Origin of the sequence: Kitasatospora sp. NPDC057692, from assembly GCF_042799475.1 — a bacterium.
Taxonomy (GTDB): Bacteria; Actinomycetota; Actinomycetes; order Streptomycetales; family Streptomycetaceae; genus Kitasatospora.
Genome location: NZ_JBHVIV010000044.1, coordinates 21703 through 45922, shown reverse-complemented (window position 1 = coordinate 45922; position 24220 = coordinate 21703). Strand labels below are relative to the sequence as shown.

General features: G+C 74.0%; 21 protein-coding genes and 1 riboswitch. Of the genes, 12 read left to right on the top strand and 9 right to left on the bottom strand.

Features of this window, described 5'->3' with window-relative positions; genetic code table 11:
- Window positions 1–139: 139 nt before the first annotated feature.
- On the top strand, window positions 140–1123 hold the full coding sequence (locus ACFVFS_RS23700) for a helix-turn-helix domain-containing protein (RefSeq protein WP_380626628.1): 984 nt from the start codon (window positions 140–142) through the stop codon (window positions 1121–1123).
- A 364-nt stretch (window positions 1124–1487) separates the two neighbouring features.
- Here ACFVFS_RS23700 and ACFVFS_RS23695 read toward each other — a convergent pair whose 3' ends face one another.
- Window positions 1488–2063: a hypothetical protein gene (locus tag ACFVFS_RS23695; protein ID WP_380626626.1), complete on the bottom strand. Its 576-nt coding sequence runs from the start codon at window positions 2061–2063 to the stop codon at window positions 1488–1490.
- Window positions 2064–2529: 466 nt separating this feature from the next.
- Between ACFVFS_RS23695 and ACFVFS_RS23690 the strand changes: the two genes are divergently transcribed.
- The 3 genes from ACFVFS_RS23690 (at window position 2530) to ACFVFS_RS23680 (ending at window position 4915) form a co-directional block, all read left to right on the top strand.
- Window positions 2530–2856 carry a hypothetical protein gene (locus tag ACFVFS_RS23690; RefSeq protein WP_380626625.1) on the top strand — a complete coding sequence of 109 codons (327 nt, stop codon included), beginning with the start codon at window positions 2530–2532 and terminating at the stop codon, window positions 2854–2856.
- A 41-nt stretch (window positions 2857–2897) separates the two neighbouring features.
- Entirely contained in the window at window positions 2898–3212 is a 315-nt protein-coding gene (locus ACFVFS_RS23685; protein WP_380626623.1) for a hypothetical protein, read from the top strand.
- A 338-nt stretch (window positions 3213–3550) separates the two neighbouring features.
- Complete coding sequence (locus ACFVFS_RS23680; RefSeq protein WP_380626622.1) at window positions 3551–4915, top strand: erythromycin esterase family protein; 1365 nt, start codon at window positions 3551–3553, stop codon at window positions 4913–4915.
- Window positions 4916–4996: 81 nt separating this feature from the next.
- Here ACFVFS_RS23680 and ACFVFS_RS23675 read toward each other — a convergent pair whose 3' ends face one another.
- Entirely contained in the window at window positions 4997–5539 is a 543-nt protein-coding gene (locus ACFVFS_RS23675; protein WP_380626620.1) for a GNAT family N-acetyltransferase, read from the bottom strand.
- A 96-nt stretch (window positions 5540–5635) separates the two neighbouring features.
- On the opposite strand from ACFVFS_RS23675, the gene ACFVFS_RS23670 reads away from it, so the two are divergent.
- Both ACFVFS_RS23670 and ACFVFS_RS23665 read left to right on the top strand, forming a co-directional pair.
- Complete coding sequence (locus ACFVFS_RS23670; RefSeq protein ID WP_380626618.1) at window positions 5636–6217, top strand: dihydrofolate reductase family protein; 582 nt, start codon at window positions 5636–5638, stop codon at window positions 6215–6217.
- 156 nt (window positions 6218–6373) lie between these two features.
- Window positions 6374–6940 (top strand): GNAT family N-acetyltransferase, encoded by a 567-nt coding sequence (locus ACFVFS_RS23665; RefSeq protein ID WP_380626617.1) that lies wholly within the window; start codon window positions 6374–6376, stop codon window positions 6938–6940.
- A gap of 158 nt (window positions 6941–7098) precedes the next feature.
- Here ACFVFS_RS23665 and ACFVFS_RS23660 read toward each other — a convergent pair whose 3' ends face one another.
- Complete coding sequence (locus ACFVFS_RS23660; protein ID WP_380626615.1) at window positions 7099–8232, bottom strand: hypothetical protein; 1134 nt, start codon at window positions 8230–8232, stop codon at window positions 7099–7101.
- Between the two features lie 581 nt (window positions 8233–8813).
- On the opposite strand from ACFVFS_RS23660, the gene ACFVFS_RS23655 reads away from it, so the two are divergent.
- On the top strand, window positions 8814–10379 hold the full coding sequence (locus ACFVFS_RS23655) for a TolB family protein (protein ID WP_380626613.1): 1566 nt from the start codon (window positions 8814–8816) through the stop codon (window positions 10377–10379).
- Between the two features lie 116 nt (window positions 10380–10495).
- Here the strand turns inward: ACFVFS_RS23655 and ACFVFS_RS23650 are convergent, their stop codons facing one another.
- From ACFVFS_RS23650 to ACFVFS_RS23625, 6 genes are all read right to left on the bottom strand, one after another.
- Window positions 10496–12514, bottom strand: coding sequence for an FG-GAP-like repeat-containing protein (locus ACFVFS_RS23650; protein WP_380626612.1), 2019 nt, complete (start codon window positions 12512–12514; stop codon window positions 10496–10498).
- 760 nt (window positions 12515–13274) lie between these two features.
- Window positions 13275–14024 (bottom strand): class I SAM-dependent methyltransferase, encoded by a 750-nt coding sequence (locus ACFVFS_RS23645; RefSeq protein WP_380626610.1) that lies wholly within the window; start codon window positions 14022–14024, stop codon window positions 13275–13277.
- The gene (locus tag ACFVFS_RS23640; RefSeq protein ID WP_380626608.1) at window positions 13993–15267 is read right to left on the bottom strand and encodes an MFS transporter; all 1275 of its coding nucleotides are present in this window, start codon (window positions 15265–15267) and stop codon (window positions 13993–13995) included. The genes ACFVFS_RS23645 and ACFVFS_RS23640 overlap by 32 nt, the downstream gene beginning before the upstream one ends.
- Complete coding sequence (locus tag ACFVFS_RS23635; protein WP_380626606.1) at window positions 15257–16552, bottom strand: ATP-grasp domain-containing protein; 1296 nt, start codon at window positions 16550–16552, stop codon at window positions 15257–15259. Before ACFVFS_RS23635 ends, ACFVFS_RS23640 begins: the two co-directional genes overlap by 11 nt.
- Window positions 16549–17571, bottom strand: a complete 1023-nt coding sequence (locus ACFVFS_RS23630) for a cysteine synthase family protein (protein WP_380626604.1) — start codon at window positions 17569–17571, stop codon at window positions 16549–16551. Before ACFVFS_RS23630 ends, ACFVFS_RS23635 begins: the two co-directional genes overlap by 4 nt.
- Complete coding sequence (locus ACFVFS_RS23625; RefSeq protein WP_380626602.1) at window positions 17568–18467, bottom strand: hypothetical protein; 900 nt, start codon at window positions 18465–18467, stop codon at window positions 17568–17570. The genes ACFVFS_RS23630 and ACFVFS_RS23625 overlap by 4 nt, the downstream gene beginning before the upstream one ends.
- Window positions 18468–18691: 224 nt before the next feature.
- Window positions 18692–18849: riboswitch (cobalamin riboswitch) on the bottom strand.
- Window positions 18850–19130: 281 nt separating this feature from the next.
- Between ACFVFS_RS23625 and ACFVFS_RS23620 the strand changes: the two genes are divergently transcribed.
- From ACFVFS_RS23620 to uppS, 5 genes are all read left to right on the top strand, one after another.
- Window positions 19131–20117, top strand: a complete 987-nt coding sequence (locus ACFVFS_RS23620; RefSeq protein WP_380626600.1) for a ferric reductase-like transmembrane domain-containing protein — start codon at window positions 19131–19133, stop codon at window positions 20115–20117.
- 236 nt (window positions 20118–20353) lie between these two features.
- Complete coding sequence (locus ACFVFS_RS23615; protein WP_380626599.1) at window positions 20354–21058, top strand: alpha/beta fold hydrolase; 705 nt, start codon at window positions 20354–20356, stop codon at window positions 21056–21058.
- Window positions 21059–21240: 182 nt separating this feature from the next.
- Window positions 21241–22524: a tyrosinase family protein gene (locus tag ACFVFS_RS23610; protein WP_380626598.1), complete on the top strand. Its 1284-nt coding sequence runs from the start codon at window positions 21241–21243 to the stop codon at window positions 22522–22524.
- 1 nt (window position 22525) lies between these two features.
- A complete protein-coding gene (locus ACFVFS_RS23605) occupies window positions 22526–23029 on the top strand; it encodes a hypothetical protein (RefSeq protein WP_380626597.1) in 504 nt (167 codons plus the stop codon).
- Between the two features lie 434 nt (window positions 23030–23463).
- The gene (uppS, locus tag ACFVFS_RS23600; protein ID WP_380626596.1) at window positions 23464–24204 is read left to right on the top strand and encodes a polyprenyl diphosphate synthase; all 741 of its coding nucleotides are present in this window, start codon (window positions 23464–23466) and stop codon (window positions 24202–24204) included.
- Window positions 24205–24220 lie beyond the last annotated feature (16 nt).

Here is a 24220-nt window from a genome sequence, read left to right as displayed (position 1 = left end):
TGCCCGGGCCCGGTCCGGCCGACATGGGGCGAACACGCACTGCTGTTGGCCGAGAGCGCACTTCTGACACCGCCCGACTCGGACCACAGTGAGGGGAGGCCGGTCAGCACACCGGATCGGAAGGACCACGATGCTGAGGGTGTTCGACAGCTCCCATCTAGCGGAAGCCGACCGCGTCGAGGCCTGGAACGACGTCACCGGGACGGCGCTCATGCCCATGCGCTTCCGCTTCGTCGGGCCCGGGACCTTCGGGGCCCGTATCCACTCCATGGCGTTCGGTGCCGCACACCTGTCGGCCATCTCCTACGGCTCCGTGTTCTCCGAGCGCACGCCGCGGTTCATCCGCCGGTCCGATCCCGAGCTCTACCAGCTGGCCCTGGTGACCTCCGGACGGCAAGGCGTCGAGCAGGCGCGGAACCACGTGCTGCTGGATCCCGGCAGCCTGGTGTTCTACGACAGTTCCCGCCCGTTCGTCGGATTCGTGGACGCCGGGACCGGGATGGCCGACAGCCTGGTGCTCCAGTTCCCCAAGAAGCTGCTGCCGCTGCCGCCCCACCGCGTGAGCCGACTCCTGGCCGTCCCCCTCCCCGCCGACAGCGGCATGGGCCGACTGCTCGCGCAGCTGCTGACCGGTATGGCCGAGTCACACGCGGCCTACGCCCCGTTCGGCCAGGTCCAGCTCGGCGGCATCGGCATCGATCTCGCCGCGGCCGTCCTGTCCCACCATCTCGACGGCCCGACGCCGACGACCTCCGCCACCCGGCCTGACCTGCTCTTCCTCCAGATCAGTGCCTTCATCGAGGAGAATCTCGGCCGCCCCCTGACCCCGGCCGCCATCGCTTCCGCGCACCGGATCTCCCTGCGATACCTCCAGCGCATCTTCCAGGAGCAGGGCACCACCGTGAGCGGCTTCATCCGGCACCGCCGGATCAGCCGCTGCTGCACCGATCTCGCCGACCCGGCCAAGCTGTCCGTCCCCGTCCACGCGATCGGAGTCCGGTGGGGGTTCCCCCACGCCCAGGACTTCAGCCGCGCCTTCCGCAAGGCGGTCGGCATGCCCCCGGGCCACTACCGCGCCGCCCACACCGGTTCCGGGCGGCCCGGACGGCTGCCTTCACCGTAGCCCGGGCCCCGCACCGGGACAGGAAATTCTTCGGCACGCTCTGGGGTGGCAAGAACCACTTTCCCGCCCATTGACCGCAAGATTTCCTGTCCCGGCCGTCCGAGCCTCGGTGGAACGTCAATCCGCTCACAGCCCTTGCCGTTGGTCGGCAGGTGCCGGCGGCAGTGCCGCTTCCCCGCGACAGGAGCGGCGTGGGCCGGGCGAGTACGGGCTCCGAACGATTCGCCCGTCGGGAGTCCTTCGCGCGCATGAAGCACCGGCGGATCCTCCGCGGCTGCCGCCGCCCATCTGCGCGACCTCGCCCGGACGATGCGAGCCCGGGACGCAGAGCGGCCTGTCCGCACTCGGCCTTCCGCCGCAGGCTTCAGGAACGCGGGCCGTCGCAGCGACGGCCCGCCGCGGCGAGGGCGCTTCGCCGAATGAACCCGACGCCCGGACGGATCAGGAGCCAGTAGGCGGCGAACCGCCGCCTGGCGCGGGCGTCGGTCCCCTGGATCCGTGTCTCGGTCACCAGCCGCGAACCGGTGCCGTGCGGGAACACCTCGTGGGAGATCACGGCCTTCGCGTAACCGGGCTCGCCGAAGGCCAGGAAGCCCGAGCCGTCGCCCAGCGGCGCCGGCTCCCCCGGGACCGGGCTCCAGAACCGTGCGACGCGGCCCAGCACCAGGGCGCGGCCGGGTTCTTCGGCGAGCGTCACCCAGCGGTCGCCCCTGCGGAACAGGTCGGCCAGCGGCATCGACCGGTCGAGGAGGTCGGGCCCCTTGCCGCGCAGCCGGGAGGGCAGGGTCCGCAGCGCCAGCAGCATCCTCGGGAGCGGGAGGTCCGCCAGCGTCACCGCGTTCAGCGCCGCCCAGACCTCGTGCGGCGGTGCCGCGAGGGTGATGCCGTGGACGGTGCGGTGGCCGTAGGCGGGCAGGAACCGGTCGAGCGTCTCGTCCATCGGGGGCGGCCTTCCTGGATCCGGGGGCGAGCACGAGGGGGGTCGGCGGCACCCCGGCACCGCCGACCCCCGGGCCGGCCCGGGGGAACGGCGCGGCCGCCACCAGGGTGTCCGCCCGGCACCTCCGACGGCCAGCCCCCGGGGGGCGAACGCCGCTACCACCGAAGGGGGTTGACAGCGGGAGCCGGCCGGACCGCACCGCCCACTCCCCCGGACCGGCCGGTGGTGGGAAGAGCGCCTCGGCCGAGGCCGCGCCAGCGCCACCGGTGGGCCGGGACAGCTGCCGCCCACCGGGACCGAGCTTCCGCCGGGGCGGCCCCGGCCAGGGGCTTCAGCTCCCGGCGGGCCCGAATTCGATGGAGGTCGAAGGGCTTCGCGGGGCCGGAACGCGCACGGTCAGACTGAGCCGGTCGGCCGGTGCGGCCGACCGCACCAGAGACCGGCAGAACACCACCGAGGAGTACCCGTGAGCCCTTCGTTCAGCCTCCGCCTGCGTGTCACCGCCGTGGCCGTCACCGCCTCCGCCTGCGTCCTCGTCGGCGGTATCGCCTCGTCCGCCCAGGCCGCCCCGGTCCGAGCCGAATCGGTCACCGCGACCGAGTCCGCGAAGTTCACGGGCGGCGGAACCGGCGCTTCGATGGGCTCGGCCATCGAGAGCGCGGCCAACGTGGCGTATTCGTACGCCCGGGCGGCCGGCTGGCAGCGCAGCCAGTGCTACCTCCTCGGCTCCGAGGTCAGGTCGACCGGCACCGGCTGGTTCAACGCGGTCGCCCAGGTGTTCTGCCAGCGCTGAACCACACCGAATCCCACCAGGAACGACAGAAGGAGAACACCATGACGTCGATGTTCGTCCGGGGCGGCGCCGCCCTCCTCCTCGCCGGCTTCGCCGTGCTCGCGCCGACCGCCGCGCATGCCACCGGCAGCGCCACCGGCACCACCGCCGCCACCGTCCAGGAGACGCAGCGGTTCGTCGGCTCCGGCTACGAGAACAGCCCCAAGGAGGCGAAGCGCGATGCCGAGAAGGACGCCCGCCGACAGGCGCTGCTCAGCGGCTTCCTCAACGAGCAGTGTGTGCTGCTCTACGCCGACTCCTACCGGCTCGCGCCCGGCTACTACGCCGCCAACGCCGCGATCAGCTGCACCCGCTGACCCGTGCGCCGTCCCTGAGGCCGTCCGGCCCCTGTAGCCGGAACGGCGCCGACACCTGGCCCGCGCGGGCGTGTCGGGCCGATAGTCATGCAGGGCTCGCCGATTCGGCGGGCCCTGCATGAGTGGCGGAACGGGTCGCCGGACACAGGTCCCGGCGGGGGCGGATCACCGGTCGCCGATAGGCCCTGGACGCTGGTGGGGAAACCTCCTTGACGCCCGTTCACGACTGGGAGCGCGGTCCCGGTCCCCCGCCCATCGGCGGGTGAGGCCAACCCCCGGGCCGATCGGGGGGCTCAGCGGATGGTCCGGGGCACCCCCGCACGGCGAGGGTTGGGCCCATGAACACGCACAAGGCCCTGATCACCGCCCTGCTCGTCCCGCTCGGTGCCACCCTGGCCGTCGCCCCGGCCGCCTCCGCCGCCGCCTCGCCCGCCCCGCCCGCCCCGGCCACCGCATCGGCCTCCCCCGAGGAGGCCCTCGGTCGGGTGGCCCACCCGCTGCGCACCACCGAGCCCCTCGGTGGCCTGGCCGACCTCCGCCCGTTCGGCCGGATGGTCGGCGACGCCCGGGTGGTCGGTCTGGGCGAGGCCACCCACAGCTCGCACGAGTTCTTCACCGTCAAGCACCGGGTCTTCCGGTACCTGGTCGAGGAGAAGGGCTTCCGGGCCTTCGCCCTCGAAGCCCCGTGGAGCACCGGACTGCGGCTCGACGCCTATCTCCTGCGCGGCGAGGGCGACCTGAAGCAGATCATGGACGAGGAGTTCCAGGGCACCTACCGGTGGTGGAACAACGCCGAGTACCGCGACCTGCTGCAGTGGATGCGCGCGTACAACGTCAAGCACCCTAAGGACCCGGTCCGCTTCGTCGGCGACGACGGCGGGTTCGCCGGTGCCGGGCTGTACGACGAGGTGAGCGCCTACGCGGCCGCGGCCCGCCCCGAACTCACCCCGCAGCTCACCGAGCTGTACCGGGGCCTGCGGCCCGCCACCGACGCCGAGACGTACGTCAACGACTACCTGTCGAAGCCGATCGCCGAACGGAAGGAGCTCGCCCAGCGGACCGGCCGGGCGGTGGACCTGCTCAAGCAGCGGCCCGGCACGGGCGCCGGCTCCGACGCGCACGCCTGGGCCGTCCAGCACGCCACCGCGATCCACCAGATGACCACGCTGTTCGCCTTCGACCTGGACGACCCGCAGGGCATCACCGACGCCATGCTCCACCGCGACCGGATCATGGCGGAGAACGTCGCCTGGTGGCAGCGGCGGACCGGCGAGAAGATCGCGCTCGCCGCCCACAACGGCCACGCCGCCCTCAGGACCTACGCCCCCGAGACGTACCCGAAGGTCCAGGGCGACTTCCTGCGCGAGCAGCTGGGCGGCGGCTACCTGAGTGTCGGCCTCACCTTCGACCGGGGCTCGTTCAACGCCTTCGGCCGGGACGGCGGCGCCCACCGCTTCACCGTCGGCCCGGCCGCGTCCGGCACCGTCGAGCACACCCTCGACCGGGTGCGGTACCGCGACTTCGTGGTGGACCTGCGCAACGCCCCGGCGGCGGCCCGCGCCTGGCTCGCCGCACCGCGCACCCTCAGGAACATCGGCGCCACCTACCCCGGGATCGTGGACGCCCCGCAGATCCGGCTCGCGGAGTCGCACGACGTCGTGATCCACCTCCAGCAGGTGGAGGCGGCCCGCATGCTCAAGTAGCACCGGGACCGCGCGGCGCGGGAGGTCGGCCGGTCCGACGTCCCGTGCCGCCGCACCCCCGGAACCGACTCGCCGCCGGACTCACGCTCCGGGCGGAAGGGCCAGCTCGTAGCGGCTGAGCCAGACCGCCGGGCGGCCGTCCTCCGGCCGCTCCCCGGGCGGGCCGTCCACCGGCACGTCCCCCCGGTGCACGAACCCCCGGCCCTCGTAGTACGCCCGCAGCCGCTCGTTGTGCCGGACGCAGTCCAGGCGCAGCGCGTCGACGCCGCGCTCCCGGGCCGCCTCGCGGGCCCGGTCCAGGATCACCGCGCCGAGCCCCGGCACCCGGCGCCGCACCGCGAGCCGGTGGACGTACCCGGCGGTGCCGCCGAGCTCCGCCCACCTCGGGTCGGCCCAGTCCAGGGTGAACGTGCCCGCGGGCTCGCCGTCGACGTCCACCAGCCAGGTCTCACCGCGGGCGATCGAGCCCTCGACCCAGTCCGCGCCGAAGCGCGCCGGCCACTGCCGGACGCCCTTCGCACCGAGCCAGGCCGCGGCCTCGTCCAGTACGCCCAGTACCTCGTGCGTGTGCTCACCTGCGGCGCGCCGGAAGGCCACGCCGTCCCTGTTCCATTCGACCGTCATGATCCGGATTGTCGCAGCCGCCCCGCCGGTACCGCGGACCCGGCCCCGCTCACAACCCGCTACGTTGGGGCACCCCGGAGCAGAGGAGAGAATCCCGTGGGCAAGGTGGTCATGTACGGCTCGGTGTCGGTGGACGGCTTCGTCGCGGACGAGAACGACCAGCCCGGGCCGCTGTTCGACTGGTTGTCCGGCGGCGACGTCCCGTTGGACGAGAGCGGCGAGCTGAAGGTGTCGCAGACGTCCTACGACTACACCCGGCCGTACTGGGACCGGATCGGCGTCACGATCGTCGGCCGCCGCGTCTTCGACCTGACGGACGGCTGGGGCGGGAAGCCCCCGAGCGGGATCGACCACGTGGTCGTCGTGACGCACCGGCCGGCGCCCGAGGGCTGGGACCCCGAGGCGCCGTTCCACTTCGTCGACGGCGTCGAGGCGGCCATGGCCAGGGCACAGGAGCTCGCGGGTGACCGCACGGTCGAGGTCGCCGCCGGGGACGTCGGTGGCCAGGTGCTCGCCGCGGGCCTGGTCGACGAGGTGCGCATGGACGTCGTACCCGTCGTGTTCGGGTCCGGCAAGCGCTACTTCGGGTCGGTCCACGCGCAGCACCTGTTGGAGGACCCTGACGCGGTGGTCCAGGGCGATCGGGTGCTGCACCTGCGCTACCGGGTCCGCCGTTGACCGACGGGAACCCGTTCCGGAGCGGGCGGCGGGGTGCCGGGTCGGGGCTCGACGGGCCCTGCCCGGGGCAGAACGCCTTGTCGGGCGGGTCGGCCGGGTGACAGGATCCGTACGGTGAATGACGAACCGACCCAAAACGCCCCCACCGTTCGTCCCATGACGGACGCCGACGTCCCCGTCGCGGTCGACACCCTCGGCCGGGCCTTCGCCGACTACCCCTTCACCCGGCACGTGATCGCCGCCGACGGCCACGAAGCACGGGTCAGGCGCTTCCAGGAGCTCTGCCTCACCCGCATCGCCGTGCCCTACGGCCGCGTGTGGGTCGCCGAGGGCGGTCTGGCCGTGGCCGCCTGGTCCGTTCCCGGTCAGGACCCCTCGCCCGCCTTCGCCGAGATCGGTCCGCTGCTCGGCGAGCTCGCCGGCGACCGGCAGAGCGCCTTCGAGGCCGCCGAGCGGGACGTGGAGCCGCACCGGCCGCGGGAGCCGGTGTGGTTCCTCAGCACGGTCGGCGTCGCTCCGGAGGTGCAGGGGCGCGGCCTCGGCCGTGCGGTGCTGCTCCCCGGTATCGAGGAGGCCGAACGCACCGGGTACCCCGCGTTCCTGGAGACGTCCAGCGAGGCCAATGTGCGGTTCTACGAGCGGCTCGGCTTCCGGGTCACGGCCGATGTCCCCTCCTCCGACGGCGGCCCCCGCACCTGGTGCATGCGCAGGGACCCGAGCTGAGAAGCCGGGACCGCCGCGTCCACGGGCTCCGGGCGCCGGTCCGAGCGGCCGGGGCGACGGATCCGGGGACGGTGGATCCGGGCACGGCGGCGTCCGTCGGAGCGGGGGCGCGGGCGGGCCCGGGGCGGTGGTGTGCCCAGGGCCCGCCCGCCGGCGGATCAGAACGCCGAGGTGTACGCGGTGAAGAAGCGGGACGGGAGCGGCGAGCCGGAGGCGTTGAAGCAGATCGGGTACAGGTTCACCGTGCCGGCGCTGCGGTTCCACGGGGCGGCCAGCGTGCAGTGGTCCGGACCGGGGCCGAAGGCCGTCACCTGCGCGGTGTCCGAGGGCACGGCGATGTTCGGCAGGTTGACGGTGTAGGGGACGGAGCCGGCGAGCGTGTTGACCGCGCCGGAGGAGTTGAAGTTGGTCGCGGCGGGCAGACCGCCGTTGAACCACAGGTAGCCGTAGGAGTTGGGAGGCAGGGCCGGGCCGTGCACGGCGCGCTTCTCCGAGTAGCTCAGCGTCCAGCGGGTGTTGTACAGGACGTTGCCGGCGTTGTAGCAGTTGACGATGACGGTCTGGCCGGTCGAGGACGGTGCCCAGTCGGCGACCTTGCAGCGCGCGCCGTTGGCCGCGTCGACGGCGGTGACCTCCAGGTTGCCCGCCGGGGTGGACTGGCCGAGGCCAGGCAGCCAGACCTTCCAGACGCCGGTGCCGCCGGGGCCGACGACGTTGGTGCCGCCGGTCGAGTTGTACTGGGTGACCACCGACCCGGTCGGGTTGGCGAAGACGTAGCCGTAGCCGCCGACCGCCGTGGACGGCACGCCGCTGCTGGTGGTGTAGAGGACGGTGAAGCGGTTGTCCTCGGGCGCCCCGCCGGTGCGGTAGCAGCCGACGGCGACGTCCTGGCCGGAGCCCGCGGTGGCCCAGCCCCGGACCTGGCACCAGGAGCCGGTGCGGGCGACGGCGGTGACGTGCGCGATGCCGCCGGGACCCGCGATCAGCGGGAAGTGCACGACGTAGGAGCCGGTGCCGACCTTGTCGACCCTCACCGGGTTGGCCGCCGGCGAGGGCCAGCTGCCCCACTGGCGGGTGGTGTCGGGGACGTACCCCGGCGGCGGGGCCGGGTTGTCGAGGTAGGCGAAGCCCCAGCGGTCGGGCACGGCGGCGTGCGCCGGGCCGGCCGCCGGGAGGCTGACGCCCAGCAGGGCGGCCAGCACGGCGAGGACGGGCAGCAGGGCGCGGACGGCGCGGAACGCGCGGTGCGCGGGGACGGGTCTGACCGGTGGAACGGCGGTGCCGGCGTGCATGGGCGTACCCCTCGGGTGTGGGTGGTCACGGGCGGCCTGCGCGGTGCTGCCCGCCCGCTGCTCCGCTCGCGCCCGGGGTGAGCCGGGCACGCGGCGCCCGACGGGGCGACCGGTCCGTCAGGGAGGGGACCGGTGCCGCCCGGTGTCGGCCGGCAGGGGCGGGGTCGGGGGTCAGGCCCGACGGCGCTCACATCGTAGGGGCACGCCGGGCGGGCCGCACAGGCCTGCGACGGACGCGGGTTGGGCCGTTGCCGGCCCTTCCCGGGACATCCGGAGGGCGCCCCTCCGGACGCGTTGCGCCCCGCCCGTCCCGCCCGCCGCCGCACCGGCACCATCGGCCCCACGGCTCCCTCACGCCCCGTCCGCGCCGTGGCCGGAAACGGGCGTTCCGGGTCCGCCGGGCGGAAGCGCTCGCCCCGGGGGCGACGGGTTGGCGGGATCTCATCAAGGCGGTGTCCGGGGCATTGACCCGGGTCCTGCCCGGCGGTTGGCTCGTACCCAGCCGACCGCCGAGGGGGGCGGGCCGCGCGGCGGTTCCCGGCCGGGCGCGCGGTGAGGCGCGAGCAGGGAGGGAACCCGCCATGACCACCACACCACCGGTCGCACGCACCGCACGCGCCATCCGGGGCCCACGCGCGGTGCGGGCCGCCGCGGTGCTGGCCGCCGCCGTCCTCGCCGGGGCGACGGCGGTCGTCCCCGCCGAGGCCGCCCCCGCCCCGGCCGCCCCGGCCGCCCCGGCTTCGGTCGCCCCGGCTTCGGTCGGCGCGGCGCAGACGGACGCGACGCAGGCGAACGCGGCGCCCGCCGGAGGGCTCTGGGCGCGCACCGCCCGGCTCAGCACCGGCATCGGCGGGGCCGAACCGGACCACGGGAGCCGGGCCACCGGGCTGAGCGCCGACGGCCGCTGGGCCGTCTTCGACTCCGACGCCACCAACATCGTGCCGGGCGACACCAACGGCACGACCGACGTCTTCGTCCGCGACCTGTGGACCGGCCGCGTCGAGCGGATCAGCCTCACCTCCACGGGCGCCCAGGCCGACGGCTACTCCTACGAGGGCGAGATCGACGCCCTCGGCCGCTCCGTGGTGTTCACCTCCCTGGCCGGCCTCGTCCCGGAGGACACCAACGGCACGACCGACGTCTACGTCCGTGACCTGTGGACCGGCGGCATCGAGTGGATCACGGCCGGCGGCCCGGCCCAGCTGGAACCCGACCGGTACGCCAACGAGCCGTCGATCAGCGCCGACGGCCGCTACGTGGCCTTCTCCTCGACCCGCGACGACCTGGCACCCGGCGCCAGCCCCTACGGCACGGTCAACATCTACGTCACCGACCGGTGGCGGCACACCACCCGCCTGCTCACGATCGGCGCGGACGGCTCACCGGCCAACCGCCACTCCTTCTGGCCGGTGATCAGCGCGGACGGCGGGCGCGTCGGCTTCATCTCCCGCGCCACCAACCTGGTGCCGCGCACCGAGGGCGGCACGTCCGCCGAGGAGCCGGCCGACGCGCAGGCCGCCGCCGACGAGGCCGCGCAGCCCCGGCCCCGCCGCCGCTACCTCCACGGCGACGACACGGTCACCCGGCCGCCCCGCCAGTACCCGTACTACGTCCACGACCTGGCCTCCGGCCGCACCACGGTCGCCAGCGCCGACGAGTCCGGCACGCCGCACCCCGCCGCCACCGGCACGATCAGCCCCGACGGCCGCCTCGCCGTCTACTCCTACCTCGTCCCCAACGAACCCGGCAGCAACTTCCGCCACCAGGAGCTCTTCGTCCGCGACCTGGGGACGGGCGCGGTCCGCCGGCTGCCGATCGCCCTGCCCGGCACCGTCACCACCCGCAGTTCCTCCGAGCCGGTCGTCGCCCCCGGCAACCGCTGGGTGTACTTCAACTCCGACGCCGGCAATCTCGTCCCGGGCGACACCAACCTCGCCGCCGACGTCTTCCGGCACGACCTGTGGACCGGCCGCACCGAGCGGGTCAGCGTGGCCGCCGACGGCTCCCAGTCCACCGGCAGCTCCTACGACCCGGTCGTCGGCGGCCTCGGCACCGCCGTCCTGTTCACCGCCGACGACGGCACCCTGGTCGAGGGCGACGCCAACTTCTGGAATGACGCCTTCCTCCGCCGCGTCCTGCCCTTCTGACGCCCCGACCGCCGCCGGGCCGACCGCCCTCGACGGGGTGCGTCCCCGACGACACGGCCCCGGCCGCCATCGTGGCGGCCGGGGCCGGTACCGTGCCCGGCGGCCGACTCAGCGGGTCACCAGCCGTTGCCTATCTCGCGAGCGGCGCCGACCTGGCCGGTGCCACCGGTCCCGGGGTAGACGTACAGATTGCCGTTTCCGTTGTTCCGGGTGACCACATCGGGCTTCCCATCACCCGTGTAGTCCGCGACACCCACAAACGTGAAATCCTGCCAGCCGGCACCGATCTCCGCGGCAGTGGTGAGGTAGTCGGTGCCACCCGCACCCACGTAGACGTACAAATTGCCATTGCCGTTGTTACGGGTGACCACATCGGGCTTCCCATCACCCGTATAGTCCGCGACACCCACAAACGTGAAATCCTGCCAGCCGATACCGATCTCGACGCCTCCGGCCAGGTACCCCGTCCCGCCGGTCCCGGGGTAGACGTACAGGTTGCCGTTGCCGTTGTTGCGGGCGATGACATCGGGCTTGCCGTCGCCGGTGTAGTCCGCGACACCGGCGAACGTGGCGTTGTTCCAGCCGATACCGATCTCGACGCGCGCCCGGCTGCTGTATCCGTCCCCGGCCCCGGGGAAGAGGTAGAGCCGGCCGCTCGCATCGTCCCGGGCGATGGTGTCGGAGTATCCGTCGCCGTCGTAGTCGGCGACTCCCGCGAAGGTCCAGCCGGTGCCGGGAACATAGGCCGGCGCCTGGGTGAGGACATTGCCGCGGACGTAGGCGCCCAGGGAGTTGCCGGCCGCCACTCCGGCGTCGGCGTCCCAGCGGTAGTGCACACCGAGGTAGATGCGGCTCAGGGCGTTCTCCCGGGCCGCGGCGGTGAAGGTGGTGAAGGTGCGGGTGGCCCCTACCGCCTGAGGGTCGTCGGTGGTGGCGGTGAAGGTGACCTGGTCGCCGAAGATGCCGCGCATCACCCCGGCCCAGGCCGCGCCGAAGGTGGCGTGTCCGGAGATGTAGGCGGGGAAGGGCGGGCTGAAGCGCTCACCCGCCCGGTTGACGGACAGGGGCTGCCAGGCCGGGTCCGGGGTGATGGCCGGGCTGGTGCTCGGGTCCGCGAGCCGGATCGCGCTCTGCGGGCGCCACAGGTCGATGCCGCCCGCGTACTTGGCGTCCCAGGCGACGATCGAGGCGTCGGCCAGGGCCACCGCGACCAGGGCGAACAGCCTGGCGTTCTCCGCCTGGGTCAGCCCCTTCTGCTGGGCGACCGTCCGGGTGATGTCGAACAGCTGGCCGGGCGGCTTGTAGGTGCCGTCGACGTCGTTGGCCCAGAAGAACGCCTGCTTGGTCTGATCGGCGGTGCGGGTGGTGGACGTGGCCGAGCCCAGGGACTTCACCTCGTTGACCTGCGCGGCGTAGGCGGGGTCGGCCAGCAGCGCCGCGTAGGAGGCCGCCTGCGCGGGAGGCTGGGGACGGAACTGCGCGCCGGAGGTCATGGCGAACGGAGCGAGCCGGCCCCAGTTGGGGTTGACCGGGGCCGACTGCCCCGGATCCGTGGGCCGCCAGGCGCCGGGCACGTTGTCCGGGGTGTAGGACGGGTCCCAGGCGGGCGTGGTGCTGGGCCGGCCCTCGACCGCGACCCGGGCCACCTCGCTTCCGACCGCGGCCCCCTGGTTGCGGGCCGTGTCGGTGACGGAGGCCGGGATGGTGGCCCGGGCCGCGGTGAGCGCCCGGCCGAAGTCGGCGGCGAAGTCGTGGCCGGGGTTGAAGCCGGGGAAGAGCGCGGCCAGGGTGTCGTGCGCCGCCTGGTCGATCGCCGCCTCGACCGAGGCGGTACCGGGAGCCGGCACCACGGTCAGATACGGACGGAACCGGCGGTCGGCGGCGGGCGTGACGGAGTCCACCGCGTCCCAGATCGCCGTGTGCATCACGGCTCCCGCGTGCGCCAACGGCCCGGGACCGGTGTTGCGGGTCTGCCGGTACGCATCGAGCAGGACCTTGTTCCAGAAGACGACGTGATCGGTGGGCCCGGACGCGGCCACCGCCTGCCTCGGCGGCACCACCATGGCGGACCCCGCGACGGTCAGCACCGCGACCGCCAGCATGCCGATCCGGCGGCGTATTCGAACGTGCCTCATTTTCCCCCCTGGAATAGAGATGTCAGTCGCGCTGGAGCATGCGCCGGGGTCCGGCCGGAATTGCTCGCCGACCGAACCCGACTTCCGCGGCGCCCGCCCGACGGGGTGCAACCACGGGCCAGGCGCATGATTCGAACACGTGCATGACAGACAGGCTAGCGGGGGCGGGGCCCGGGCGAGGCGTTTTGATCGACTTCCTCAGGAGGGGGGCTTCGCCCGATTTCATCGGCCCTGGAGGGGAAAGGAGCGGAATGGGCCGGACACGGCCGACAGCCGAGCGGTGAACGAACACACCGACAGACCCCTGATCTTATGAACCGAACCACGGACCGGCTCATCGGGCCCTGTTCGGACAAGCACGGCGTGTGGGGACGGTTCCGCGTACTGGGCGACGGTCACGAGACCTCGGTGGGGGGAATCGCATGGGCGCCAGGGCCCACGCCACGACGGTCCCGCCCGACGACGCGCCGCGCCCGGTGGCCTGGACGTCGAGGTGTGGTCCGACGGCGCCCAGGGCGAGGGCGGCTCCCAGCATGCGGCGGCGGGTCGGTCCGGTACGGCGGGCGATCGGCACGGTGTCCATCGGCATGGTGTCCATGCGCGGAACACTGTCACGCGGGGCGGATGGGCGGCATCGGCCCGCTGGATGACGCTCCGGCACCTCGAACTCGCCCACGGGTTGACCTCCCCGGGCTGACGCGGAGCGGGTGTGCGCGGGGCCGGGGCCGGGGGGCGCGTCGCACTCCCCCCGGCCCCGCCGTCACGCCGGACGGGCCGCCCGCAGCACCAGGCGCTCGGCGTTCTCGTCGTACGGGCGGGCGTCGAACCCGCCGAACACCTCGATCCGCTCGAACCCCGCCTCCTCGGCCATCCGGCGAAGCTCCACCGCGCTGTAGACGAACCACACCAGGGTGGCGCGGGTGACGCGGTCGCCCCGCACCATCACCCAGTCGCTGCGCAGCCGCGCCCAGTCGTCCAGCACCGTGTCGGTCTGGACGACGAGGTCCTCGCCGCGCCGCACCACCTTCGGCGGGGTGACCCGGCGGGCCAGCAGCTCCTTGCCGGCCAGATCGAGGACGAGGGTGCCGCCGGGCGTCAGGCTGTCGTACATGGTGCGCAGCACCCGGGCGTTGTCGGCGGGGTCCTCGAAGTAGCCGAAGGAGGTGAACATGTTGAGCACCACGTCGAACTCGCCCGGCGCCTCGTACGCGCGCGCGTCGGCCCGGACGAACGTCACCTTGGCGCCGGCCCCGTCGGCCAGCTTCCGGGCCCGCTCCAGCATCGGCGGGCTGAGGTCGACGCCGGTCACGGCGTGGCCGCGCCGCGCCAGCGGGACGCTGAACACGCCGGGTCCGCAGCACAGGTCGAGCACCCGGGAGCCGGCCGGGAAGTCCAGCAGCGGGGAGGAGCCGAGCAGTTCCTCGGCCTGGGCGTGGCGTTGCTCGGAGAACAGGAAGTCGTGGAACTCGGTCCAGAAGTCATCGTCCTGGAATCCGCCCGTCCGTGTCATGCGGCCTCAGTGCTCCTTCGTCGTCGTGCGGTTGGGGGTGGGGGTGGGGTGCGGCGGCCCGGGAGCGCAGCGCGAGCAGCAGTGGGGGCAGCATCAGGCACTGGGCGGCGGCCAGCAGCCAGAACAGCCCGGTGTGGCCGCCGCGTTCGGAGAGTCCGTAGAGCTGTCCGCCGAGGACGCCGCTCGCGCAGGCGCCGAGTCCGGCGCCGAGCCGCTGCTGCCCGAAGACCACGGCGTCCGAGCGCGGGCTGCGGGCCAGCGCCTCCAGGTCGTTCTTGAGGAAGAGCACGATGTCGCCCAGGGTGATCAGCGCCCCGCCCGCCAGCAGCGCGGGCCGGGTGCCGGCGGCGAGCACGGCCAGCCCGGCGGCGAGCCCGGTGAAGCCGGCCGCCAGGGCGACGGGGTAGGGCATCCGCCGGATCGTATCGGAGGCGAGTGGCTGCACCACGACGACCAGCGTGAAACAGAGCAGCAGCACCAGGCTGTAGAAGGCGCCCGAGGCCCGCTCGACCGCGTACATCGCCAGGAAGTGCTGGAAGTGGAAGTACAGGTAGAAGGCGAGCGCGTTGGCCGCGAACGGCAGCACCGCGATCCCGGCCAGCAGGCCCCGCCCGGCGCCCGGCCGCTCCGCCCGCTTCGGCGCGGCCCCGGCGGGCAGCGCCGCGTGGCCGGCGGTGACCAGCGTGAACAGCGCCGTGACGGCGAGGAAGAGGTAGCCGGGCGAGGAGAGCACGAACGGCCCGGCGATCAGCGGCCCCAGCGCCATGCCCGCGTTGAGGGCGGCGTTGCCCGCCGACAGGAAGGCCGGCCGGCGCGCGTCGTCGACGCCCCGCACCAGGTACGCCTTGTTGGCGGGCAGGTACAGCGCGGCGCCGCAGCAGGTCAGTACGAGCGCGCCGACCGCCAGCGGCGGCCAGCGCAGCGCGAGCAGCAGGCCGACGAAGCCGGCCGTGCGGACGGTGAGCGCCCACAGCATGGTGCGCCGCAGCCCGATCCGCTCGGCCAGCGCACCGCCCGCGATCCCGCCGGAGAACTGCACCAGGGAGGCGGCCGCCAGGACGACGCCGACCGTGCCGAGGCCCATGCCGAGCCGCTCGTGCAGGAAGACCGACATGAACGGCAGCACCATGAAGCTGCCGAACGGGATCAGGAACGAGCTGAGCAGCAGGAACCGCAGCGGCCCGTCGAGCGTGCCGAGCGCGGCCCGCAGCCCCGTCGGGCCGGCGGTCCGGTCAGCGACCATCGGCCCCGCCGTCCCCGGCCTCTCCCTCGCCCACTCCCCCGTCCTCTCCCCCGGCCGCGGGCGGTGCGACCGGCTCGGTGAGCACCCGCAGGGCGTTGGCGGCGGCGACCGCGTGGTGGGTGGCCAGCTCGGCGGTCTCGCCCTCCGCGTAGACGATGCCCGCGTAGCCGCGGCTGTCGGCCAGGTGCTCGACCACATCGCCCGTCGACCTGACCGGGTACCAGGCGGGCGATCCCGGCAGGTCGGCCAGCCGTTCCAGGCCGGCGACGCCGGTGAACACCCCGGGCGCGGCCGGGTAGCCGAGGACGAAGGCGACGGCGGGGCCGCCGGGTGGTTCGGCGTCCATCAGGGCGGGGCGGCGGCCGAGCGCGGCCTCGACCAGCGCCTCGTACACGTTGACGCCGAGCGCCCGGCACAGGCCCTCGCCGACCAGCGCGCCGCCGATCCGCGGGTTGATCTCGACGAGCTCCGGGCCGTCGGCGGTCAGCACGAACTCCACGTGCGCGAAGCGGTCGGTGTAGCCGACGGCGGCGAGGACGTCGCCCAGCCACCGCTCCAGCGCGGCCCGGCGCGGCTCCGGGAACGCCACCGGGAACGCCGTGATCTCCTCCCGGAAGTACGGCTCGGGGGACATCAGCCGGCTGGAGACGCCCAGCAGCCTGGTCCGGCCGTCCCAGCCGAGCGTCTCGGCGCTGTACACCGGACCGGCGAAGTACGGTTCGGCGAACAGCCGGCCGCGGAACTCCCGCCCGGCGGCCTCGGCGAGGACGGCGTCCAGCTCCGCCGGGTCGCGCACCAGCCAGACGTTCTGGCTGCCGGTGCCCGCGGTGTCCTTGAGGACGGCGGGCAGGCCGGGCTCCTTGAGGAGGGCCTCCGCCGCCTCCGCGCCGGACCCGGTGACCGGTACCGCCCGGCCGCGGGTCAGCCCGGCCTCGTACAGCCGGCGGCGCACCGCCGACTTGTCGCGGGTCAGCCGCAGCACGGCCGGGTCGAGACCGGGCAGGCCGAGCCGTTCGGCGAGTTCGGCGGCGACCAGCGTCCAGGTGTCGGTGGAGCTGATCAGGCCGCGCGGCCGGGGGGAGCGCTCCAGCAGCGCGGTGAGCCCGTCCACGTCGAAGGTGTCGGTCTGCACGACGTCCAGCGCGCCGGCCGGCAGCCGCTCCAACTCGTAGGTGTAGTAGGAGGGGTCGCGGGTGAGCAGGGTCAGCCGCTCGCCGAGCGCGTCGGCGGCCCGCACCAGGTGGCCGAGGCCGAAGGTGAGCGATTCCAGGCAGACGATGCTCATGCCGCCCGCTCCTCGCGCTGCGGCGGGCACGCGGTGCGCCGCCAGGCCATCGTGGACCAGGGCATGGACATCTCCTCGGGGGCGGAGACCTCGACCGGCTTCAGCCCGGCCGGGTCGGGGGCCTCGGTGTGCCGGGCGAAGACGCGCTCGACGTAGCGGTGACCGGTGTCGGCGCCGATCACCAGGTGCAGCCGGTCGGGGTGGCGGCGCGCCTCGTAGGCCGCGGCCAGGTAGCCGGCGCCGGTGGACAGCCCGGCGAAGACGGCGTGGTCGCGCAGCAGGGCGACGGTGCCCGCCATGGCGTGGGTGAAGTCCAGCCAGTGGATGCCGTCGTAGAGGTGGTGGCGGACGTTGTCGAAGACGATGGAGGAGCCGATCCCGGCGATGATCGCCTCCGGGTCGTGGTGCCCCTGGCTGCCGAAGGTGACGCTGCCGAAGGGCTGCACTCCGACCAGCCGCACCGAGGGGTCGGAGGCGCGCAGCCGGGTCGCCACCCCTCCGGTCGAGGCGCCGGAGCCGACGCCGCCGACCACGGTCAGCGCGGCGCCGGGGAAGGCGGCGGTGATCCGGTCGGCGACCTCGTGGTAGCCGAGGTAGTGGACGTCGTCGTGGTACTGCCGCATCCAGTGCCAGTCCGGGTGTTCGGCGAGCAGCTCGCGCACCCGCCGCACCCGCAGCTCCTGGTCCAGCTTGAGGTCGCGGGACGGCACGACCTGCTCCACGGTGGCGCCGAGGATCTCCAGCTGGGCGCGGGTGGTGGCGTCGACGGTGGTGGACGCGACGATGTGGCAGCGCATGCGGTGCCGGTGGCAGGCGAGCGCCAGCGCGTAGGCGTAGATGCCGCTGGAGCTGTCCACCAGGGTCTGCCCCGGGCGGACGGTGCCGCGCTCCAGCAGGTGGCGGACGGCGGCGAGCGCCGAGTAGATCTTCATCGACTCGAACCGGACCAGCACGAGGCCGTCGGTGAGCCGGACGAGATCGGGGACCTTCAGGGCGTCGGCGATGTGGGGGTGGATCACCTGTAGCCTCCTTGGGCGAAGGAACACTGGTGGCCGAGCGAGTGGAAGAACGCGGACAGGTCCGACTTGAGCGCGGCGTCGGGGCGTCCGGGAAGCAGGTAGCCGATCAGGCAGCCGGTGTGGGCGACGAAGATCCCGTCGGCGCCGAACTCCTCGCGGTGGGCGAGCAGCGCGTCGAACGTCGCTTTGGGGAGCACCTGTTGGGAGAGCGCGGCGCTGGCCGTGGCCGTCCGCGCGACGGCGGCCGGGTCGCCCGCGGCGAAGCCCTTCAACAGGTCGGCCAGGCAGCGCCGGTACTCCTCGCCGTGCCGCCGGTAGTGCCCGAGCAGCAGGTCGGTGACGGCGGCGGTGTCCACCGTCCCGGGCTCGGTGATGTACGCGGTGTGGAAGCCGATGCCGGTGCCCAGCCGCCGCACCACCCGGTGCCGGCCGCTCAGGTGCAGGGCGAACTCGTCGAGGAAGACGCTGTCGGCCCGTTCGATCTCGCGCAGCACGGCCAGCACCACCCCGGTGTCGTACGGCAGCGCGAAGATCCGGAACAGGCAGCGCAGCGTCGCCACGATGTCGGCGGTCGAACTCGCCATGCCCACACCGACGGTGAGCTCGGAGTGCACACACCAGCGGCCCGGCGGCAGGGTCAGCCCGAAGCGCTCCAGGAACAGCCGGGCCGCCGTCGCGGCCTTCGCCCCGAGCGGCAGCGGGTCCGGCGGCTCCGTCCCCGGGGTGAAGTGCACCCAGGAGTGGCGGTCGACGGGGAACGACACCACCGCGATGTCGGGGCGGGAACCGGCGCGCAGCGGTCCCTGGTAGAGCTCGCCCAGGGTGCCGTGGCAGACACCGGAGAGCGTGCCGCCCGGCGGCGGGGCGGGCCGGGCCCCTCCGGTGGGGGTCACCATCGCGCCGCCCGGGCCCGCTGGGGGCGGGCCGGTGGGCGCCCGGTGCGGGCGGGCGGGAATCGCGCGGTCACGGACACGTCCTCCTCCTCGTTCCGAGCCCCGCGTCATGACCCGGAGGAGGAGGACACGGCGTGTCGTCGCACGCCGCGCAGCCGTCCGTACCGCCGACCCAGTCCACGAGGTCACCGTGTACAGCCCGCACGTGGGGGTGCGGGCGCAGCGGCAGGTCTTCGGACTCGCGGGCCGGTGCGCCGAGGGATCGGCGCACACCTACCGGCCGTCGCTTCCCGGGCCGGCGCGGAGCCGGGCCCAGTGCTGTTGACGGCTTTCGTTCCCACTCACCGCTGCGGGACAGTCCCGGTTTCCCACCGGGTTCCCTCTTGCGTCGCGCCGCCGAAGTCCGGTCGGTCGGGAGGCGCGAACCGGCTGCGGACATGAGCATACGGGGGCTCGCGCTCCGGTGGCAGGGCGCGTGCCGACGGTTGTCCGAATGCGATCGGTCCGCGGGCCGGGCCGTCGGGGCGCGGCACCGGAAGGGCCTCGGTCCACGAGCCACTCTGGCCGGATACGGGCTCGGCAAGGCTGCGCCCCTCGGCCACACTGGTGCGTCCCACCGCCCGCCGCGCACCGCCACCGGTGTGCCGCCGTTCCGGAAGGTCCACGATGCTGCCTGAGACGACGCCGGGGGACGACGGTCCGGACGCCCCGCCCGCCGCCGGGAGGCGGCCCGCCGAACGCGTCGCCCTCCGCGCCGACCTGCGGGCCGCGCTGCCCGACGCGAGCGCGGCGGTCGGCGTCACCGCGGCGGTGTTCGTGCTGCTGTACGTCCGGATGGACGCGGGCACCTCGGCGACGGTGGCGATCATGCCGTTCATGGACGACGCGCGCACGTACTGGATGTACCTGCTGAGCCAGGCGTTCGGCTGGTCGGGGCTGCTGTGGGCCTGGGGGACGGTGGTGCTCGGGCTGCTGCTGTCCGGTCCGCGGCCCGGCCGGCTGCCGGTCGCCCGGCAGACCCTGGAGCGCTGGCACCGCACGACGAGCCTGACCACGACGGCCCTGATGTTCGCGCACGCGCTGCTGTTCGCCGCCGAACTCGTGCGCTACGAGGCCGAGTCGGCGTGGGGCGACCGGCTCTGGTCGGGGTTCGCCGACAGCTTCGTGCCCGGCTGGTACGACTCCGGCACCGGCCGGACCGCCATCCCGCTCGGGCAGGGCGCGCTCTACCTGGCCGTGCCGCTCGGCCTGCTGTTCTACGTGCGGCACCGGATCGGGCCGAACACCTGGCGCCGGCTGCACCGCTTCGTGGTCGTGGTCTACGTGCTGAGCGTCTGGCACACCCTGCTCTACGGGACCAACGTGTGGTTCGGCGAGTGGCCGCGCACGGTCCTGTGGCTGCTGCAAGTCCCGCTCGCCGTCCTGCTGTTGGCCCGGCTGCTGCGACCGGCCCGGCGGGCCGAGCGGCTGGGTGCGCCGGGCCGGGACGGGGCCCGGTCGCTGCCGGGCTGGGCGGTGCGGGCGCTCGGACGGGTGGCGGTGGCGGCCGTGGTGGTCGGCCTGATCGCGGTGGCGGCGTCCGGTCACGACGGCGGGCGGGCGCGTCCGCCGGCACCGCCGGCCTCGAACGGGCAGACCGCCGGCACCGGGTGAGCCGCCGCCCGGGCGGGTGCCGCCGTCCGGACGGGAGGCCGGTCCGGGGCGGGGTCGGCGGGCCCCGCGCCGGTACCGGTGGCACGGCCCCCGGCGACGGCGCGGCAGACGGTGACGGCGGAGAGGGAGCGCCGGCCGCTGCCGGTCGGACCGCAACCGGCCGGGTCGCGGAGGAGCGCAGCTATCGTCAGAACCGCCGAACGGCCCCGCAGCCGAGACCACGGAGGCACCCGGACATGACCGACACCGAACGGCCGAGCTTCCTCCTGGTCCACGGGGCATGGCACGGCGCCTGGTGCTGGGACGCGGTGCGCACCGCACTGGACGCCGACGGATGGCGTTCCCACACCGTCGACCTGCCCAGCGCCGGCCCGCAGGCCGACCCGCACGGCGGCAGCGACCGGGCGGGCATGCGGGACGACGCGCGGACCATCCGGGACAGCCTGCGGCGCATCGACGGCCCGGTGGTCGTGGTCGCCCACTCCTACGGCGGCGTCCCCACCACCGAGGTGATCGCGGACGCCGCCAACGTCACCGGAGCCGTGTACCTCGCCGCCTTCCAACTCGACGTCGGCGAGAGCGTGTTCAGCTTCCTCGGCACACCGGTGCCGAACGACGGCACAGGACTGACCCCACCCGACCCGGACGCCCGGCAGGTACTCTTCGCCGACGTGCCCCGGGCCGACGCCGAGCACGCCGTGGCCCGGCTGCGCCCGCAGACCGTCCGCTCCTTCACGGAGCCGGTGACCACGGCCGGCTGGCGCACCGTGCCCTCCAGCTACATCGTCTGCGACCACGACCGCGCGCTCGCACCCTCCCGGCAGCACGAACTCGCCACCCGGGCGCACTCCGTGCACCGGCTGCCGAGCAGCCACTCGCCGTTCCTCTCGATGCCCCGGCGACTCGCCGCCCTCCTGGCCCGGACGGCCGCCGCCGGCTAGCCCGGCCGGCGCCGGTCGACGACGGGGCCGGTCGACGACGGGGTCGGTGCGGGGCCGGTCGACGACGCGGTGCGGGCGCGCGGGCCGCACCGGAGGCCCGCCACGGCCACCAGGAGCAACCGGGGTGACACCGGTGGTGATCAAGCGGTTCGCATGCGACTCTCCGAGGTGGAGGTGTCACCATGACCAAGAGCCGCCGGGACATCAACTCGCTCACCCCGGCCCAGCTGGACGACTACGTGCACGCGCTCGGAATCCTGCGGGCGCGCTCGGCCGCGAACCCGGACGACCCGACCGGATACGACTTCCAGGCCGCCCTGCACAACGACATGCTCGTCGGCCCCTGCGAGCACGGCAGCGACCTCTTCCTGCCGTGGCACCGCTCGCACCTGTACCACTTCGAGAAGCTGCTCCAGGAGTCCGACCCGCCCCGGACGGCCGACGTCACGCTGCCCTACTGGGACTGGCTGCACCCGCAGGCGGTCGGGAAGTTCCCGCCCGCCTTCGCCCAGCCCGGCCTCGCCGCCGGCCGCAACGAGCAGCCCGTGGACCTCCCGCCCGACACCCTGGAGATCGTGACGCAGGAGACCGACCAGGGCGCGTTCGGCGGCTTCCCGACGTCCCATCCGGACGCCGACGTCGGGCGCCTGGAGGTCGGCCCCCACAACCGCATGCACAGCAGATTCATCGGCGGTGCCATGGGAGACCCGACGAAGGCCGCCGAGGACCCGATCTACTACAGCTTCCACGCCTTCATCGACCTGCTGTGGTCCGAATGGCGGCGGCGCAACGGCTCACCCCCGCTCACCTCGCCCGGCGAGGACCTGCGGGGCTTCCTCTCCCAGGACAAGCACAAGGTCGCGGACTTCGCCGACACCGTGGCGCTGGGCTACGAGTACGAGTACACGGAGCAGCTGAAGAACGCCTTCGCCGTCCCGACGCCCGCACCGGTCGAGCGCCGCCTGCTCGCCACCGCACCGCTCGGCCTGGTCTCGGCCCCGGACTTCGCCACCCAGATGCGGGAGACCTCCCGGGCGCAGTTCGGCCTCGCGGCCCCGCCGCCGGAGGGCCGGAAGGTGGTCGTCCGGCTCGACGAGCTGAAGGTCCCGCTGACCGGCAGCTACATGCTGTACGCCTACCTCCACCCGGCCGACGTGCCGTTCCGCGCCGACGACGCGGAGTTCGCGCGGCGCTACGGCGTCGGCTACGCCTCCATCTGGCGGGCGCACGCGGGCCCCGCCCGGGGCGAGCGGCACGCCGGCCACGAAGGCGCCGAGCCCCACCCCCACCACCCGCCCCACTACACCGTCCGCTTCGACGTGACACCGGTCCTGGCGCAGTCACCGGAGGCGACGGACACGTACGTCCTGACGCTCCAGTACCAGCCCTCTCCCCCCGGCGACGAAGCGGCCGGCCTGGTCCGCGAGGTCGCCCTGAAGGACGTCACGATGGAGGTCTACGACTGATATGCGCACCCCAGTGTTCGAACTCCACATCAGGCCCCTGTTCCGGGCCACGGACCGGGAACACATGGCGTTCTCGCTCAACCTCTGGGACTACGACTCCGTGGTCGCCAACATCGACGACGTCATCGGGCGCGTCGACGGCGGCGGCATGCCTCCCGACGACCACAGCGGACCCTGGCCCGAGGAGTGGGTCGCGCTGCTCCGCCGCTGGAAGGCGACCGGATTCAAGCGCCTGGACATCGGCACGGCGAACTTCACCCTCACCCGGACGGCCACGGCCGTGACCGTCACCGCGACCGGCACGTTCCCCGCGCCCGGCATCACGGGCTGGCTGCAGTTGGAGAGCGAGACGGAGACGGCGAAGACCTACGTCCTCTACTACGAGGCGCCGGACAGCCCGGCCGGGGGAACGCCGGACCCCTTCACCCTGAAGGAGAAGTACCGGGCGGCCGACACCCGCACCGTCTTCGTCCACGACAGCGCCGGGGTGCGGGAACTGCAGTGACCGCGCCCGCCGGGCCCGCCCGAACCGCACCGGTTCCGGCGGGCCCTGCCGATGACGCTGCCACGCCTGCCGTCCCACGCGGACCCGCCCGCGGCGCTGCCACCGGACGCCCCGGCGCAGCCCGCCCCGTGACGCCGTTCACCTCCCGTCGGGCCGGCGACCGGCGGAAGGCCGCGGCCGCGCGACCCGCTGCCCCCGATCCTCACCGGTGAACCATCGCGCCGGGAGCACGCCCACTTGTCGGTGTACAGCAAACAGGGAAGCCGTGCGCGGGTCGGATGCCGCGTGCGCCGAGGCGCGCGCTCTGATCCCGGTGGAGTGATCACCGCAGGCTGTTGGGGGCGGTCGGCCGGAGAACCACACGGTGTGGTCCCCGGGGCTGGGACCGCCGTGCGGTGGCCTGCCGGGCGCAGGCCGACCACGGGAGTGACGGCATGCATCAGTCGCAAGAGGCCGCGGTGTCCCCGGCACCCGGCGCGCACGGTGGCCACCCGTCCGTGGGCCCGGGTTCCCCCTTGCGGCACCTGGCGGTGATCCTGGACGGCAATCGCCGGTGGGCCCGCGCGCGGCGCGTGGAGGCGGTCCGGGGCTACGAGCGCGGCGGTGACCGGGCACTGGACCTGCTGGCGTGGGCGCAGGCGCTTCCGGGTCTGGAGGTCGTCACGTTGTGGCCGCTGTCGACCGAGAACCTGACCCGTGATCCCCGCGAGCTGGAGCCGCTGCTGCGGGTCATCACCGACACCGCCGAGCGGATCGAGGCCGAGGGGCAGTGGAGGATCCGGATCATCGGGCGTCCGGAACGGCTGCCGCCCCACCTGTACCACCGGCTGCGGCGTGCGGAGGAGCGGTGCCGCACCGCGGCACGCGCCCGGACGGTCAACCTCGCCATCGCCTACGGCGGCCGGGACGAGCTCGCGCGCGCGGTCGCCAGGATGGTCGTCGACCGGCCGTCCGGCGGCGCCGCCATCTCCGACTACCTGGACACCGCGGGCCAGCCGGACCCGGACCTGGTGATCCGGACGGGCGGCGAGCAGCGGCTGTCCGGATTCATGCCCTGGCAGACCGCCTACGCCGAGTTCTGGTTCTGCCCGCTCCCGTGGCCGGACTTCACCCGTCGCGCCTTCGAACAGGCGGTGGCCCACTACCGGACGCGGGCCCGTACCCACGGCCGCTGACACCGGACCGGACGAG

Excerpts from the sequence above, each read along its gene's own strand:
- ACFVFS_RS23685 (WP_380626623.1), top strand. The coding sequence starts at position 2,898 with ATGACGTCGATGTTCGTCCGGGGCGGCGCCGCCCTCCTCCTCGCCGGC.
- ACFVFS_RS23620 (WP_380626600.1), top strand. The coding sequence starts at position 19,131 with ATGCTGCCTGAGACGACGCCGGGGGACGACGGTCCGGACGCCCCGCCC.
- ACFVFS_RS23640 (WP_380626608.1), bottom strand. The coding sequence starts at position 15,267 with ATGGTCGCTGACCGGACCGCCGGCCCGACGGGGCTGCGGGCCGCGCTC.
- ACFVFS_RS23610 (WP_380626598.1), top strand. The coding sequence starts at position 21,241 with ATGACCAAGAGCCGCCGGGACATCAACTCGCTCACCCCGGCCCAGCTG.
- ACFVFS_RS23675 (WP_380626620.1), bottom strand. The coding sequence starts at position 5,539 with ATGACGGTCGAATGGAACAGGGACGGCGTGGCCTTCCGGCGCGCCGCA.
- ACFVFS_RS23665 (WP_380626617.1), top strand. The coding sequence starts at position 6,374 with ATGACGGACGCCGACGTCCCCGTCGCGGTCGACACCCTCGGCCGGGCC.
- ACFVFS_RS23695 (WP_380626626.1), bottom strand. The coding sequence starts at position 2,063 with ATGGACGAGACGCTCGACCGGTTCCTGCCCGCCTACGGCCACCGCACC.
- ACFVFS_RS23625 (WP_380626602.1), bottom strand. The coding sequence starts at position 18,467 with ATGGTGACCCCCACCGGAGGGGCCCGGCCCGCCCCGCCGCCGGGCGGC.
- ACFVFS_RS23650 (WP_380626612.1), bottom strand. The coding sequence starts at position 12,514 with ATGAGGCACGTTCGAATACGCCGCCGGATCGGCATGCTGGCGGTCGCG.
- ACFVFS_RS23635 (WP_380626606.1), bottom strand. The coding sequence starts at position 16,552 with ATGAGCATCGTCTGCCTGGAATCGCTCACCTTCGGCCTCGGCCACCTG.
- ACFVFS_RS23660 (WP_380626615.1), bottom strand. The coding sequence starts at position 8,232 with ATGCACGCCGGCACCGCCGTTCCACCGGTCAGACCCGTCCCCGCGCAC.
- ACFVFS_RS23680 (WP_380626622.1), top strand. The coding sequence starts at position 3,551 with ATGAACACGCACAAGGCCCTGATCACCGCCCTGCTCGTCCCGCTCGGT.
- ACFVFS_RS23655 (WP_380626613.1), top strand. The coding sequence starts at position 8,814 with ATGACCACCACACCACCGGTCGCACGCACCGCACGCGCCATCCGGGGC.
- uppS (WP_380626596.1), top strand. The coding sequence starts at position 23,464 with ATGCATCAGTCGCAAGAGGCCGCGGTGTCCCCGGCACCCGGCGCGCAC.
- ACFVFS_RS23605 (WP_380626597.1), top strand. The coding sequence starts at position 22,526 with ATGCGCACCCCAGTGTTCGAACTCCACATCAGGCCCCTGTTCCGGGCC.
- ACFVFS_RS23645 (WP_380626610.1), bottom strand. The coding sequence starts at position 14,024 with ATGACACGGACGGGCGGATTCCAGGACGATGACTTCTGGACCGAGTTC.
- ACFVFS_RS23615 (WP_380626599.1), top strand. The coding sequence starts at position 20,354 with ATGACCGACACCGAACGGCCGAGCTTCCTCCTGGTCCACGGGGCATGG.